Origin of the sequence: Embleya australiensis (assembly GCF_051903075.1) — a bacterium.
Lineage (GTDB): Bacteria > Actinomycetota > Actinomycetes > Streptomycetales > Streptomycetaceae > Embleya.
The window spans coordinates 6,165,814-6,182,091 of the sequence record NZ_CP182422.1 but is presented as its reverse complement, the minus strand read 5'-3'; the positions used below and the strand labels follow the sequence as shown (position 1 = coordinate 6,182,091).

The 16,278-nt window shown below is 73.1% G+C and carries 4 protein-coding genes and 2 pseudogenes; 2 read left to right on the top strand and 4 right to left on the bottom strand.

Going from position 1 to position 16,278, the window contains the following annotated elements; translation table 11 throughout:
• The first annotated feature begins 16 nt into the window (after positions 1-16).
• Together ACMXN5_RS26650 and ACMXN5_RS26645 are read left to right on the top strand one after the other, a co-directional pair.
• Entirely contained in the window at positions 17-916 is a 900-nt protein-coding gene (locus ACMXN5_RS26650; protein ID WP_439677344.1) for a metallophosphoesterase family protein, read from the top strand.
• A 2-nt stretch (positions 917-918) separates the two neighbouring features.
• Positions 919-1,566 carry a 4'-phosphopantetheinyl transferase family protein gene (locus ACMXN5_RS26645; RefSeq protein ID WP_439678087.1) on the top strand — a complete coding sequence of 216 codons (648 nt, stop codon included), beginning with the start codon at positions 919-921 and terminating at the stop codon, positions 1,564-1,566.
• Positions 1,567-1,629: 63 nt separating this feature from the next.
• Here ACMXN5_RS26645 and ACMXN5_RS26640 read toward each other — a convergent pair whose 3' ends face one another.
• From ACMXN5_RS26640 to ACMXN5_RS26625, 4 genes and pseudogenes are all read right to left on the bottom strand, one after another.
• Positions 1,630-2,112 carry a nuclear transport factor 2 family protein gene (locus ACMXN5_RS26640; RefSeq protein WP_439677343.1) on the bottom strand — a complete coding sequence of 161 codons (483 nt, stop codon included), beginning with the start codon at positions 2,110-2,112 and terminating at the stop codon, positions 1,630-1,632.
• Positions 2,109-2,573 carry a nuclear transport factor 2 family protein gene (locus ACMXN5_RS26635; RefSeq protein WP_439677342.1) on the bottom strand — a complete coding sequence of 155 codons (465 nt, stop codon included), beginning with the start codon at positions 2,571-2,573 and terminating at the stop codon, positions 2,109-2,111. The genes ACMXN5_RS26640 and ACMXN5_RS26635 overlap by 4 nt, the downstream gene beginning before the upstream one ends.
• A 79-nt stretch (positions 2,574-2,652) precedes the next feature.
• Positions 2,653-7,572, bottom strand: a pseudogene (locus tag ACMXN5_RS26630) (acyltransferase domain-containing protein); the annotation flags it as partial.
• A 346-nt stretch (positions 7,573-7,918) separates the two neighbouring features.
• Positions 7,919-16,246: pseudogene (locus ACMXN5_RS26625) on the bottom strand (type I polyketide synthase); the annotation flags it as partial.
• Positions 16,247-16,278: the final 32 nt, after the last annotated feature.

Here is a 16,278-nt window from a genome sequence, read left to right as displayed (position 1 = left end):
CGCCTATGGTCGATCGATGAGCACTGCCCGTTCGCCCGAGCGCGCCCTGTACGCCGTCAGCGACCTGCATTCCGCCATTCCGTCCAACCGCAGACTCGTCGAGGGCATCCGGCCGGGGCACGACGAGGACTGGATCCTGGTCGGAGGCGACGTGGCCGAGCACGTCGAGGAGACCGCCTCGACCCTGCGCCTGCTCGCCGAGCGTTTCGCCCGGGTGATCTGGGTGCCGGGCAACCACGAGTTGTGGTCCACCAACGACGACCCGGTGCAACTGCGCGGCGAGGAGCGCTACCGGCATCTCGTGGCGATGTGCGGGGAGTTGGGGGTGCTGACCCCGGAGGATCCGTTCCCGGTCTGGGACGGCCCGGGCGAAACCGTCACGGTGGCACCGATGTTCGTGCTCTACGACTACACGTGGTGGCCGCCGGGCGCGGCCACGCAGCAGCAGGCGTTGGACGCCGCGTACGAGGCCGGCGTGGTGTGCAGCGACGAGTTCATGCTGCACCCGGATCCGTATCCGACCCGCGGCGACTGGTGCCGGGCCCGGGTGGCGTACACCGAGGAGCGGCTCGCGGCGGCGGCCGATCCGGCGGCGCCGTTCCTGATGGTCAACCACTTCCCGCTGGTCCGACAGCCCACGGACGTGCTGTGGTACCCGGAGTTCGCCCAGTGGTGCGGCACCGACCTGACCGCCGACTGGCATCGGCGTTTCCCGACCGCGGCCGTGGTGTACGGCCACCTGCACATCCCGCGCACCACCTGGTACGACGGGGTGCGTTTCGAGGAGGTCTCGCTCGGCTATCCGCGCGAGCGCAAGAACGGGCTGCGCAGGCCGATTCCGCGCCGGATCCTGCCCGCCGAGGTCGCCGGGACCGCCGGAGCCGGCCGTTCGGGGCAATCGGCGGGTGCCCGATGACGATGATCGACCGCATCCTGCCGCCCGGGGTGTTCGCCGAGGAGTGCTTCGACGACCCCGACGGGCCGCCGCTGTACCCGGCCGAGGAGGCGCTGCTCGCAAACGCCGTGGACAAGCGGCGCCGCGAGTTCACCACCGTCCGACGGTGCGCGCGGCGGGCGTTGGCCCGGATGGGCGTGCCGGCCGCGCCGTTGTTGCCGGGGCTGCGTGGTGCGCCCGGTTGGCCGACCGGCGTGGTCGGCAGCATGACGCACTGCGACGGGTATCGGGCCGCGGTGGTCGCGGACGCCGCCGCGGTGCTGACCCTGGGCATCGACGCGGAGCCGGCGGGGCCGCTGCCCGACGGCGTCCTCGAGGCGGTCTCGTCCGAGACCGAGCGCAAACACCTGCGCGAACTGGCCGCCGATCGGCCGGAGATCCCTTGGGACCGGCTCCTGTTCAGTGCCAAGGAGTCCGTCTACAAGGCGTGGTTCCCGCTCACCTCGCGCTGGTTGGACTTCGCCGAGGCCGAACTCGAATTCGACCCGGCGGCGGGCACGTTCGACGCCCGGCTGCTGATCGAGGATCGACCGCTGGACGGGTTCGCGGGACGGTGGCAGGTGGATCTGGGCATCGCGGTGACGGCGATCGTGGTGCGGCACGGCGACTGATGCGCTCGGGGCGGGGCCGTCGCCGGCCCCGCCCCGGTCCGCCCGTCGGCGTCGGTATCGCCGTCAGTTCGGCGTGAAGCGCACCAGGTTCTCCGCCGTGGGCCGCCACGCCTCGGCGAATTCCGCCGGCAGCTCGACGGCGTCCAGGATCGGATGCCTCGGTACCGAAACCCGATAGCGGATCCGCCAGCCGCGCGGCGTGTGTTCGAGGATGTCGTAGTAGTCCCCGCCGTGTACCTCGCCGTCGATCAGCGTCGCGATGTAGCGGCTGCGGGCCCGGACCGTACCGCCCGCGTCCACCAGGAGCACGGTGTCGAGTGTCTGGTGGTCGGGGGTGTCCGGACTGCGTCGGCCGGTGAACTGCCGGGCCGAGGCGATGCCTTCGATGGTGTAGCCGGCGCCGATGGTGTTCTCGATGACCGCGTTGTCCGTGAACACCCGGTGCAGGTCCCCGACTTCGTCGTTGTCGAAGACGTGCGCGAACTGCGCGAGGGTGTCGTGGATCTCCGCGACGTCCGCCGCGCTCAGCACGGGGCCGCCGGTCACGGCGCGACCACCTCGGCGAGCCGGACCGCGAGCGGGAAGGCGACCCTGGTCACGCCCGCCCCGGCCTCGCGGGGGGCGCGCGGCAGGCTCAGCCGATAGGCGATCCGCCAGCCGGCCGGGGTCTTTCGGAGGATGTCCAGGAATTCGCCGCCGGTGATCCGACCGGCGGGGTTGATCCCGATGTAGCGGCTGCGCGTCTGGACCTGGCCGTGCTCGTCCACCTCGACGGTCGTGTTGACCGTGTGGTGGTCGGGCGTCGCCGCGCTCTTGCTCCGGGTGTACTCGGCGAACTCGGCGATGCCGTGGAAGGCCCGCTTGGGTCCGCGGCCGATCTCGACCACGACGTCCTCGGTGAACACGAGGTCGAGTCCGTCCACGTCACCGTTGTCGAAGACGTGCGCGAACAGCGCGAGCGTGCGGTGGATCTCGGCGAGGTCCACCGGGGTCAATACCTTCGTCATGAATGTCCCAGCCTCGAAGTGATGTCGTATCGCAGTGGCAGTGGCAGTGGCGGTGAAGGGGGCGGTGAAGGGGGCGGGCTCATCGGGCCAACCCGGCGGCCCAGTCGACGATGGTCGCCGCGGTCAGGTCGGCGTGGTCCTCCAGGACGGTGAAGTGGTCGCCGGTGATCTCGATCAGGTCGTGCGGCAGGGGCCAGTACGCCCGCCAGTCCCACCGGCCCTCGGGGTCGATCACGGTGCCCGCCACCGGCGTATCCGCCTGCGCGACCAGCGTCGGGGTGGCGATCGGCCGCGGCTTCCAGTCCGCGAACAACCTCTGGTAGAGCCCCATCGTGCTGAGGTTGGTGTCGTCGAGCGTCATGTCGTACTGCGCGACGCGCCCGAGCATCCCCTCGATCATCGCGGGCAGCCACCAGTCCATGCCCGGCACCAGGGCGGTGTCGATCGGGAAGGTGTCGACCAGGCCGAGCCCGACCGGGTACACCCCCTCGGCCTCCAGACGTCGGGTCACCTCGTGCGCGATGCATCCGCCCATCGAGCGGCCGACGACGAGGAACGGCTCGTCCCCCACCGCGGCGCGTACGGTCTCCACGTGCATCCGCAGCAGGGCGTCCGCGTGGTCCGGCAGCGACTCGTCGGCCACGAATCCCGGCGTCTGGATCACGAACACGTCCCGCTCGCCCTGGAACACCTGCCCGAACCGGGCGTATTCGTGCGGTCCGGAGATCGCGCTGAGCGACGGGAAGCAGACGATCTTCGGTCCGGCCTCGCCGGTCGCCAACCGCAACACCGGCTTGACGTGCCGATCCCGTTCGGACTCCGCGAAGGACGGCCGCAACCCCGCCGAGGCCATGATCACCTCGGCGGCCGTGGTGTACTTCTCGGCCGCGCACAGTTGCACGTAGAACGACGCGAGCGCGCCCTTGACCCGGTCGGACCCGGTGGGAGTCGCACTCGGCTGTTCGTCGCGCGACGTGCCCCGCTCCGCGAGCGCGGTGCCCAGGTGCCTGGCGAGGGCACGAGGGGTCGGATGCGCGATGGTCACCGTCGCCGGCAACCGCAGGCCCGTCGCCGTGGCGAGCCGGTTGCGCAGTTCGACGGCGGTCAGCGAGTCCAGGCCGACCTCCAGGAACGCCTGTTCCGCGTCCACCGATTCGTCGGCGGCACGGCCCAGGACCACACCCAACTCGGTCCGGACCAGGTCCACCAGGATCTCGTCCCGCTCCGCTTCGCCGGCCGCCGCGAGCCGCCGACCGAGCCCCGACTCGGCAACCGCCGGGGCGGTACGCGCCACACGCCGCTTGCGCCGCCCGGCACCGGCGTCGGCCGCCCGGGCGCGCGAACCGGTGGGCCCGTCCGCGAGCCGCCCGGCGGGCACCGGACGCGACGTCAGCGACCCGACCGAGAGCACCGGCGCGCCGGTCTCGTCCCAGGCCGCCACCGCCACCGTGTCCGGCCCGGCGAGGGTGAGCCGAACCCGCAGCCGGGCGGCCCCGGTCGCATGCAGCCGTACCGCGTTCCACGCGTAGGCCAGGCTCGTCCCGACCTCCTCGCCGGCCGCCTCGGCCCGCCGCAACGCATCGACCACCGCCACATGCAGCGCGGCATCCAACAGCGCCGGATGCAACCCGAACTCCCCGGCCTGCTCCGTCCCTTCCCCTGCCGATCCGACCTCGGCGAACAACGCCTCGTCGGTCCGCCAGGCGGCCCGCAGCCCCTGGAACACCGGCCCGTAGTCGATCCCGGCCGCGGCCAGCACCTCGTACGCGTCCTCGACCGGCACCGACACCCCGTCGGCGGGCGGCCAACTGCCCACCTCCGGCGCGGTGTCGTCCTCGGCGGACTCCGGTGCCAGGAAGCCGCCGGCATGCCGCGCCCACTCCGCGCCGTCCCCCGCCGCCTCGTCCCGGGAGAACACCGCGAACCGCCGCCGCCCGTCCTCGCCCGCCGAGCTCACCGCGACCTGGATGTGCACGCCGGCATCGGAGTCGGCGGCTTCGGCGTCGTCGGCGGCTTCGGCCTCGTGGGCAAGGATCAGCGGCGCCTCGATCACGAGTTCGTCCACCACGCCGAGACCGACCTCGTCACCGGCCCGCACGGCCAGCTCCAGGAAGGCCGACGCGGGCAACAACACCGTGTCGCGGACCGCGTGATCGGCCAGCCACGGATGTGTACGGAGCGACAGCCGTCCGGTCAGCAGGACATCGTCCCCGTCGCCGGTTCCCACCGAGGCCCCGAGCAAGGGATGCCCCACCGACCGCAGGCCCAACGACGACGCACCGGCGGCGGGGCGGTCGAGTGTCTCGCGCCAGTACCGCCGACGCTGGAACGCGTAGGTGGGCAACGCCACGCGCCGGGGCTGGTGTTCGGTGAAGGCGGCGGCCCAGTCCACCGGGACTCCCCGTACGAAGGCTTCGGCAAGCGAGGTGTACAGGCGCTGCGCGCCGCCCTGGTCTCGGCGCAACGTACCGACCACCACGAGGTGTTCCGGGCCGGACTCCTCCAATGTGGCCTCGATCGCGGCGGTCAGCACGGGGTGCGGACTCGCCTCGACGAACACGCCGTGCCCGGATTCGGCCAGCCCGCGTACCGCCTCCTCGAAGCGCACGGTCTCGCGCAGGTTGGTGGCCCAGTACGCGGCATCCATCCCGGCGGTGTCCAACCAGTCCCCGGTCACCGTCGACCACAGCGGCACCGACCCGGGAACCGGCACAATCTCGGCCAAATCCGTAACGATCCTCGCGCGAATCTCCTCCACCTGCGCCGAATGCGACGCGTAGTCCACCGGGATCAACCGCGCCCGACCACCCTCGTCGGTCACCACGGCCACCAACTCGGCCAACGCGTCCGGTTCACCGGACACCACCACCTGCCCCGGGCCGTTCACCGCCGCGACCGAGATCCGCCCGTCCCACGCCGAGAGACGCTCCCGAAGCACCTCCACCGACTCCGCCACCGACGCCATCCCGCCACGCCCCGACAGCGCCACGATCGCCCGACTCCGCAGCGCCACCACCCGCGCACCGTCGTCCAGCGACAACCCACCGGCCACCACGGCCGCCGCGATCTCACCCTGCGAATGCCCCACCACCGCATCCGGAACGACCCCGAACGAGCGCCAGACCTCGGCAAGCGACACCAACACCGCCCACAACACCGGCTGGACCACATCCACCCGATCCAACGACGGCGCACCCTCCACCCCGGTCAACACATCCACCGCCGACCAGTCCACGAACGGCTCCAAAGCCTTCGCGCACTCACCGAACCGAGACGCGAACACCGAAGACTGGCCATACAGTTCCGCAGCCATACCGACCCACTGCGAACCCTGACCCGGAAACACGAACACGGTCCGACCCACCGGACCGACCGACCCCGAGACCACTCCGGCCGCCGATTCGCCGCGCCGCACCGCGTCCAGGTTTTCGATCAACCCGCTGCGGTCGCCGATCACCACCGCGCGCTCCGCGAACGCCGCCCGTGTGGTGACCAGGGAGAAACCGACGTCGGCGGTCGATGGCGAGGAGTCCCCATCGAGCCGATCGAGCAACCGCTCCGCTTGAGCGTGCAACGCCTCGGGCGTCTTCGCCGACAACACCCACGGGAGCACGTCGTCCGACACCGGTCGCCCGTCGACCGGTTCGCCCTCGGTCGAGGGCTGTTCGAGAATGACGTGCGCGTTGGTCCCGCTCACCCCGAACGCCGACACCGCCGCCCGCCGAGGCCGATCCACCTCCGGCCACGGCCGAGCCTCGGTCAACAACCGCACCCCGCCCGACGACCAGTCCACGTGCGGCGTCGGCTCGTCCACATGCAGCGTCTTCGGCAACACCCCGTGCCGCAGCGCCTCCACCATCTTGATCACCCCGGCCACCCCGGCGGCGGCCTGGGCGTGCCCGATGTTCGACTTCAACGACCCCAACCACAACGGCCGATCCGCCGGCCGATCCCGCCCATACGTCGCCAACAACGCCTGCGCCTCGATCGGATCACCCAACGTCGTCCCGGTCCCGTGCGCCTCCACCACGTCCACCTCGTCGGCGGACAGTTCGGCACCGGCCAACGCCGCCCGGATCACCCGCTGCTGCGCCGGGCCGTTCGGCGCGGTCAGGCCGTTGGAGGCGCCGTCCTGGTTGACCGCGCTGCCGCGCACCACCGCGAGCACCTCGTGGCCCAGGCGTTCGGCGTCGGAAAGCCGTTCCAGGATCAGCACGCCGACCCCCTCGGCCCAACCGGTGCCGTCGGCCGACGCGGCGAACGCCTTGCACCTGCCGTCCACGGAGAGCCCGCGTTGCCGGGAGAACTCGACGTAGCCCATCGGCGAGGCCATCACCGTGGCCCCGCCCGCGACCGCGAGATCGCTTTCCCCGCTGCGCAGCGACTGTGCCGCGAGGTGCAGCGCGACCAGCGACGACGAGCACGCGGTGTCCACCGTCACCGCCGGACCCTCGAAGCCGAAGGTGTACGAGATCCGGCCCGACGCGACGCTGCCGAGCGTGCCCGTGCCGAGATAGCCCTCCAGCTCCGGCGGCACCCGGTCGAGCGCGGGCGCGTAGTCGATGCCCGCGATCCCGGTGAACACCGCCGTGCGACTGCGGCGCAGGCCGGTGACGTCGATCCCGGCCCGCTCGAAGGCATCCCACGCGGTCTCCAGGAGCAGCCGCTGCTGGGGGTCGGTGGCCGGTGCCTCGCGCGGCGAGATCCCGAAGAACGCCGCGTCGAAGTCGCCCGCGTCCGGGAGGAAGGAGCCCGCCACGGTGTAGGTGGTGCCCGGCCGGTCGGGATCCGGGTCGTAGAGGTCGCGCAGGTCCCAGCCGCGATCGGTGGGCGCCTCGCCGACCGTGTCGGCGCCGGATTCGACCAGCCGCCACAGCTCCTCGGGCGAGGTCACCCCGCCCGGAAGCCGGCAGGCCATCCCGACGATCGCGATCGGCTCGCGCCGACTCGCCTCCACTTCGCGGACCCGCTTGCGGGCCTCCCGGACATCGGCCAGCGCGCGTTTGAGATATCCCCGGAGCTTGTCTTCGTCGGACATGGAGCTGCCTTTCCTGAGTGATGGGCCTGGGGTGGTCGGTCGGGGGTCCGGGGGATCAGAAGGATTCGACGTTGCCGTCGAGCAGGCCGAACAGTTCCTCGTCGGTGGCACTGTCCAGATCGATCTCGTCCGGGTCGGCGGACGCCGAACCGGGTACCGCTTCGTCCCACTTGGCGGTCAGCACCCGCAGTCGCTCGATGATCGCCAACCGCTGGGCGGAGTCGCCGAGATCGGCGGTCAACGTGGCGTCCAGGCGGTCGAGTTCGGCCAGTGCGTCGGGCAGGGGCAGGCCGGGGCCGGCGGCGGCAAGCCGCTCGGCGAGGAATTCGGCGACGTCGGCCGGGGTGGGGTAGTCGAAGATCAAGGTGGCGGGCAGCTCCAGACCCGAGCCGGCCTTCAGCCGGTTGCGCAGCTCCACGGCGGTCAACGAGTCGAACCCCAGTTCCCGGAAAGCGCGTTCGGGCTCGACCGAGGCCGCGTTCCCGTGCGCGAGCACGACCGCCGTCTCGGCCCGGACGAACTCCAGTACGGCGGCCACTCGTTCGGTGCCGACCAGACCGGCGAGGCGCCCCGGGAGCACCGGGCCGGCCGCCGAGTCGGCGCCCGATTCGGCCGCACCCGGCAGCCCGAGCGTGCTCGTACCTCCACCCACGGCCGTCCGGCTCCCGTCCAGCCAGAAGCGTTCGTGCTGGAAGGCATAGGTCGGCAACTCCACCGGCCGGGCACGGAATCCCGCATAGGCCACGCTCCAGTCGACCTCCACCCCGCGCACCCAAACCTCGGCCAGCGAGGTGTACAGGCGCTGCGCGCCGCCCTGATCGCGGCGCAACGTTCCGACGACCAGGGAGCGGCTCGACGTCGTGACTTCCAGGGTCTCCTGGATCGCCGCCACCAGGACGGGGTGCGGGCTCGTCTCGACGAACACGCCGTGCCCGGATTCGGCCAGCCCGCGAACGGCTTCCTCGAAGCGCACGGTCTCGCGCAGGTTGGTGGCCCAGTACTCCGCATCCATCTCGGCCGTGTCCAGCCACTCGCCGGTGACCGTCGACCACAGCGGCACCGATCCGGACACCGGCACGATCCCCGCCAGGTCCGCGACGATGCGGTCCCGGATCTCCTCCACCTGCGCCGAATGCGACGCGTAGTCCACCGGGATCAACCGGGCCCGGCCGCCCTCGTCGGTCACGGCCGCCACCAACTCGGCCAAGGCATCGGGTTCGCCGGACACCACGACCTGTCCCGGGCCGTTCACCGCCGCGACCGAGATCCGCCCGTCCCACGCCGAGAGACGCTCCCGAAGCACCTCCACCGACTCCGCCACCGACGCCATCCCGCCACGCCCCGACAGCGCCACGATCGCCCGACTCCGCAGCGCCACCACCCGCGCACCGTCCTCCAGGGACAACCCGCCGGCCACCACCGCCGCCGCGATCTCACCCTGCGAATGCCCCACCACCGCATCCGGAACGACCCCGAACGAGCGCCAGACCTCGGCAAGCGACACCAGCACCGCCCAGAGCACCGGCTGGACCACATCCACCCGATCCAACGACGGCGCACCCTCCGCCCCGGTCAACACATCCACCGCCGACCAGTCCACGAACGGCTCCAAAGCCTTCGCGCACTCACCGAACCGAGACGCGAACACCGAAGACTGGCCGTGGAGTTCGGCAGCCATACCGACCCACTGCGAACCCTGACCCGGAAACACGAACACGGTCCGACCGAGGGTGCCCGTCGCGGACCCGGTCACCACACCGGCCGCGGAGTCGCCCCGGGCCAGCGCGCCCAGTTCTTCGGGCAGCGTGTCCGAGGCGCCGATCAGCACGGCGCGCTCCTCCAGGGCCGCGCGCGAGGCGATCAGCGCCGCGCCGACGTCCACCGGGTCGAGGTCGGCCTCCGCCAGCGTGTCGATCAGCCGAGCGGCCTGGCCGCGCAGAGCCGGTGCCCGCTTGGCCGAGATCAGCCACGGAAGCACCGCGTCGGGGTTCCGGTGCGGGTCGGCGGCCTCGGGGGCGGCGTCCGGCGGAGCCTGCTCCAGGATCACGTGCGCGTTGGTCCCGCTGACCCCGAAGGACGAGACTCCGGCCCGGCGCGGGCGCCCGGTCTCCGGCCAGGGACGGGCCTCGGTCAGCAGTCGTACCCCGCCCGACGACCAGTCGACATGTGGCGTCGGCTCATCCACATGCAGCGTCTTGGGCAACACCCCGTGGCCCAGCGCCTCCACCATCTTGATCACCCCGGCCACCCCGGCGGCGGCCTGGGCGTGCCCGATGTTCGACTTCAACGACCCCAACCACAACGGCCGATCCGCCGGACGATCCCGCCCATACGTCGCCAACAACGCCTGCGCCTCGATCGGATCACCCAGCGTCGTCCCGGTCCCGTGCGCCTCCACCACGTCCACCTCGGCCGCCGGCACGCCCGCGTTCGCCAACGCCGCCCGGATCACCCGCTGTTGGGCCGGGCCGTTGGGCGCCGTCAACCCGTTCGACGCACCGTCCTGGTTGACCGCCGAACCCCGGACGACCGCCAGTACCCGATGCCCGTTGCGCCGCGCGTCCGACAGCCGCTCCAGGAGCACCAATCCGACGCCCTCGGCCCAGCCGACGCCGTCCGCCGCGCCCGCGAACGCCTTGCAGCGGCCGTCCACGGACAGTCCGCGCTGCCGGGAGAACTCGGTGAACGCCCCGGGCGAGGCCATCACCGCGACCCCACCCGCGACCGCCAGGTCGCTCTCGCCCAGGCGCAACGACTGTGCGGCCAGGTGCAGGGTGACCAGGGACGACGAGCACGCCGTGTCGATCGTGACCGCCGGGCCCTCGAAGCCGAACGAGTACGAGATCCGGCCCGACGCGACACTGCCCGCATTGCCGTTGCCGACGTAACCCTCCAGGGCGGCCGGTACGTTCCCCGGGTGCGGCGCGTAGTCGTGGTACATCACCCCGGCGAACACACCCGTCCGGCTGCCGCGCAGCGTGGTCGGGTCGATCCCGGCCCGCTCGATCACCTCCCAGGTCGTCTCCAGGAGCAGCCGCTGCTGCGGATCGGTGGCCAGCGCCTCCCGGGGCGAGATCTCGAAGAAGCCCGCGTCGAACTCTGCGGCGTCGTAGAGGAATCCGCCATGCCGGGTGTACGACTTGCCGGACGCCTCCGGGTCCGGGTCGAACAGCTCCTCGACGTCCCACCCACGATCCTCGGGGAACGCCCCTACCGCGTCGGTCCCGGACGCCACCAACCGCCACAGGTCGCCGGCGGACGAGACACCGCCCGGCAGCCGGCAGGCCGTGCCGACGATCACGATGGGATCGTCCGTACCCGGCAGGGGTGTTGCCACGGCCGGGCTCGGCTCGGCCGCTTCCGCCGCCTCGCCCAGCAATTCGCCGCGCAGGAACTCGGCGAGGGCGGCCGGGGTGGGGTGGTCGAAGACCAGCGTCGCGGGCAACCGCAGACCGGTGGTCACACCCAGCCGGTTGCGCAGCTCGACCGCCGTGAGCGAGTCCATGCCCACGTCGCCGAACGCACGTCGTGCACCGAGCGTTTCGGGGTCGGCGCCGAGTACGCCCGCGACCTCGGTGCGGACCAGGTCGAGCAGTTCCCGCTCCCGATCGCCCGGACTCAGGCCGGCCAGTCGGGCGGTCAACGCGCCGCCGCCCGCCGACCGGGCCGCCGCCGTGGCGACGCGTCGGCTCGGCCGGACCAGCCCGCGCAGCAGCGCCGGTACCGCGTCCGGCCGGGCCCGCAGGCCGGCCAGATCCAGCGGCGCCGGAATCGGCACCGCCGAGTCCGGCCCGTCGGCGCCGCCTCGGGGCCGCACCACGTGATCGAACAGGCGCAGTCCATCCGCCGTGGCCAGCGGCCGGATGCCGGCCCGGGCCGCACGCCGCCGGTCCGCCTCCCCCAGCCCGGCGGTCATCCCGCCGGCCTCGGCCCACATTCCCCACGCCAACGACACCGCCGGCAGCCCGAGCGCCCGCCGGTGCAGCGCGAGCGCGTCCAGGAAGCCGTTGGCCGCCGCGTAGTTGCCTTGTCCGGGCCCGCCGAGCACACCCGCGACCGAGGAGAACAGCACGAAGCCCGCCAGGTCCTGATGCCGGGTCAACTCGTGCAGGTGCCATCCGGCGTCGACCTTGGGCCGCAGTACCGCCGCCAGCCGCTCGGGCGTGAGCGCATCGACCACGCCGTCGTCGATCACGCCCGCCGCGTGCACCACGGCGGTGAGCGGATAGGCCGCCGGCACGCTCGCGATCAGTGCGGCCAGCGCATCCCGGTCGGCCGCGTCGGCCGCCGCGACGGCGACCTCGGCGCCGAGGTCGGCCAGCTCGGCCAGCAACTCGCCCGCGCCCGGCGTGTCGAGGCCGCGACGGCCGGTCAACAGCAGCCGCCGCATGCCGTGTTCGGTCACCAGGTGACGGGCGACCAGGGCACCGAGCACGCCCACACCGCCGGTCACCAGGACGGTCCCGTCCGGATCCCAGCCGCGCGTGTCCTCGACCGACCCCGAGCCGACCGCTGCCGAACCGGCCGCCGCCGAGCCGACCGCCGCCGACTCGATCCGCCGCAATCTCGGCACGAACAAAGCCCCGCCACGCACCGCCAGTTGCGGTTCATCGGCGTCACGCGCACCCGCATGGGCCGCGCCGAGCGCGGCCTCCGAGGCCGGCTCCCCGTCGTAGTCGATCAGTACGATCCGGCCAGGCTGTTCCGCCTGCGCCGACCGCACCAGACCGGCCACCGCGGCGGCGGCCGGGTCGGGATCCTCCCCCGCGGCCACCGCGAACGCGCCGCGCGTGAGCACCACGATCCGTTCGGCCTCCGACCGCAGGACCTCCAGCACCCGCGTGGTCTCCCGATGTGCCGAAGCCGACGAGTCCTGCTCCGTCGGCCGCACCGCCACGACCACCGCGCCGGCACCGAACTCCCGGCCGTTCTCGCCCGGCGCCCCGATCGGAGCCGCTCCCTCGACCCACTCCACCTCGAACAGCGCGTCCCGCTCGGGCGTTCGGGCCCCCTCCAGCTGATCCGCCGTCACCGTCCGGGTGGCCAGGGACTCGATCGAGACCACCGGCGTGCCGTTCCCGTCGGCGGCCGTGAAGGTCAGCTCGCCCGGGCCGGTCGAGCCGATCCGGATCCGCAGCTCGGTCGCGCCGGACGCGTGCAGCCGTACCCCGTTCCAGGCGAACGGCAGTCGGCGCCCTTCGGCCGCGTCCGGGTCGGCCAGGCTCCGCACCGAGGCGATGTGCAGCGCGGCGTCGAGCAGGGCCGGGTGGATGCCGAACCGGGCCGCGTCCCGGTGTTCGTCGGCCGGCAGCGCGGCCTCGGCCAGGATCTCGCCGCCGAGCCGCCAGGCGGCGCGCAGGCCGCGGAAGGCCGGGCCGTAGTCGATACCCGCCTCGGCCAGGGCCGCATACGCCTGAGAGACGTCGATCGGGCTCGCGCCGGCGGGCGGCCACGCCCCGGCGTCGCCGGACCGGGCCGGCGCCTCGCCGGCCTGCCCCGGGTCATCCGACGTGCTCAGGAAGCCCACCGCGTGCCGGGTCCAGGGCGCGTCCGCATCGGCGTCGGCCGGTCGCGCGTACACCGCGATCGGCCGACGGTTGGCGGACTCACGCGCCCCGACGACCACCTGAAGCTGTACCGCGTCGCGCTCGCGCAGGATCAGCGGCGCCTCGATCACCAACTCCTCGACGGCGTCCAGGCCGACCTCGTCCCCGGCCCGGATCGCCGCCTCCACGAAGGCCGTTCCGGGCACCAGGACCGATCCGAACACCACATGCCCGGCCAACCACGGATGGCTGCGCAGGGACAATCGCCCCGTCAGCACCACCGTCTCCGCGCCGCCGTCGGCCGCACCGGCCGCCACTCGCAACGACGCGGCGAGAAGCGGGTGATCGGACGCGCCGAGCCCGAGCCCGGACGCGTCGTCGGCGCCCACGGCGGGCTGGTCGATCCAGAACCGCCGGTGCTGGAAGGCGTACGTCGGCAGGTCGACCCGCCGGGCTCCGGAACCGGCGTACCACGCGGGCCAGTCCACGGCCGCGCCGTGCACGTGGGCCGTGCCGAAGGCAAGCAGCGCGCTCTCGCTCTCGGGCCGGTCCCGGCGCAGCGCGGCGGCGAACGCCGGTGCGTTCCCGCCCTCGTCCGCGTCCGCCAGGCTGTCCTGGGCCATCGCGGTCAGCACCCCGTCGGGGCCCAGTTCCAGGTAGGTGGTCACGCCCGCGTCGGCCAGGTGGGCGATCACGTCCCGGAATCGCACCGCCTCCCGAACGTGTGCCACCCAGTGCGCGGGGTCGAGCGGTCGCCCGGCGTCGGCGGGTCGCCCGGTGAGGTTGGAGATCACCGGGATGCGCGGCGCGTGGTGGGTCAGACCGGCCGCGATCCGGCCGAACTCGTCGAGCATCCCGGCCATGAGCGGCGAGTGGAAGGCGTGGCTGACCCGCAGTCGTTTGGTCTTGCGGCCCTGTGCGGCGAACTCGGCGGCGACCGCGAGCGTAGCCTCGGCGGCCCCGGACAGCACGATCGAGCGTGGCCCGTTGATCGCCGCGACCGCCACCTCGCTCTCGCGACCGGTCAGCGCGGCGGCGACCTCCTCCTCCGTGGCCTGGACGGCGACCATCGCGCCGGTCGTGGGCATCGCCTGCATCAGCCGGGCCCGGGCCGCGACCAGGGTCGCGGCGTCGGGCAGGGTGAGTACGTCCGCCACATGTGCGGCGGTCAGTTCGCCGAGCGAGTGTCCGGTGACGAAGTCCGGCCGCAGGCCCCAGGACGCGTACAGCCGGTACAGCGCCGCCTCGATCGCGAACAGCGCCGGTTGTGCGTACACCGTCCGGTCGAGCTGTTCGGCCGCGTCCTCGACCAGGCCGAACACCACATCGCGCAGCGGGTACGGAACGTACCCGGCCAGCTCGGCGTCGAGCGCCGCGGCGACCTCGTCGAAGGCGGCGGCGAACACCGGTTGCGCGGCGTGCAGTTCGCGGCCCATACCGACACGCTGGCTGCCCTGCCCGGTGAACAGGTAGGCCAGCGGCCCCGATCCGCCCGCGCCGCCGCGCACGACGCCGGCCGCGGGCGTGTCGGCCGCGAGCGCGTCGAGGCCGGCCAAAAAGCCCGCCGGGTCGTCGGCGACCACGATCGCGCGTTCGTCGAACCGGGCCCGGGCGGTGGCCAACGAATAGCCGACGTCGAGCACGTCGGCACTCCCCAGCGCCGCGCCGCGCACATGCGCGGCCAGTCGGGCCGCCTGGGCGCGCAGCGCGGCGGGGGTCCTGGCGGTGAGCAGCCACGGCGTCGTGCCCGACGCTCGCCGCGCACTCGTCTCCCCCGGTTCGGCCGGCAGGCCCCGATCGGCGGCCTCGGGCTGTTCGAGGATCAGGTGCGCGTTGGTCCCGCTCGCGCCGAACGCCGAGATCCCCACCCGTCGGGGCCGGCCGGTCTCCGGCCAGGCCCGGGCCTCGGTGAGCAGCCGGACCGCGCCCGCCGACCAGTCCACGTGCGGGGTCGGTTCGTCGATGTGCAGCGTCCTGGGCAGTACGCCGTGCCGCATCGCCTCGATCATCTTGATCACGCCGACGATCCCGGCGGCGGCCTGGGTGTGGCCGATGTTGGACTTGGCCGAGCCGATCCACAGCGGCCGGTCCGCGGGCCGGTCCCGACCGTAGGTCGCGATCAGCGCCTGGGCCTCGATCGGGTCGCCCAGGGTGGTTCCGGTGCCGTGTGCCTCGACCGCGTCGATGTCGGCGGCGGTCAGCCGGGCGTCGCGCAGCGCCTGGCGGATCACCCGCTGCTGCGAGGGCCCGTTGGGCGCGGTCAGGCCGTTGGAGGCGCCGTCCTGGTTGACCGCGCTGCCGCGCAGGACCGCGAGGACCCGGTGGCCCAGGCGGCGGGCGTCCGCGAGCCGTTCGACCAGGACCAGACCGGTGCCCTCGGACCAGCCGGTGCCGTCGGCGGCGCCGGCGAACGCCTTGCAGCGCCCGTCCGCGGCCAGTCCGCGCTGTCGGGAGAACTCGACGAAGCCCAGCGGCGACGCCATCAGCGTCACCCCGCCGGCCAGCGCGAGGTCGCATTCGCCGCTGCGCAGCGAGTGGGCCGCGAGGTGCAGCGCGACCAGCGAGGACGAGCACGCGGTGTCCACCGTGACGGCCGGGCCCTCGAAGCCGAACGAGTAGGCGATCCGCCCGGACGCGACACTGGCCGCGTTGCCGTTGCCGATGTAGCCGCCGACCTCGTCGGGGACCCGGCTCAACCGGGCGGCGTAGTCCTGGCCGTTGAGGCCGGCGAAGACCCCGGTGCGGCTGCCGGCGAGGGTGGTGGGGTCGATGCCGGCCCGCTCGAACAGCTCCCACGCGGTTTCCAGGAGGAGCCGGTGTTGCGGGTCGGTGGCCAGTGCCTCGCGCGGCGAGATACCGAAGAACTCGGCGTCGAAGCCCGCGATGTCGGGCAGGAACGCACCCTGGCGGGTGTACGACTTTCCCGGTCGATCGGGGTCGGGATCATACAACTCCTCGACGTCCCAGCCTCGATCGGCGGGGAAGTCGCCGACCACGTCGATGCCTTCGGCCAGGACGCGCCACAGCTCCTCGGGGGATTCCGCGCCGCCGGGCAGCCGGCAGGCCGCCGAGACGATCGCGATCGGCTCGGGGGTCGGGTTCCGCGCCTCCTCCAACCGGG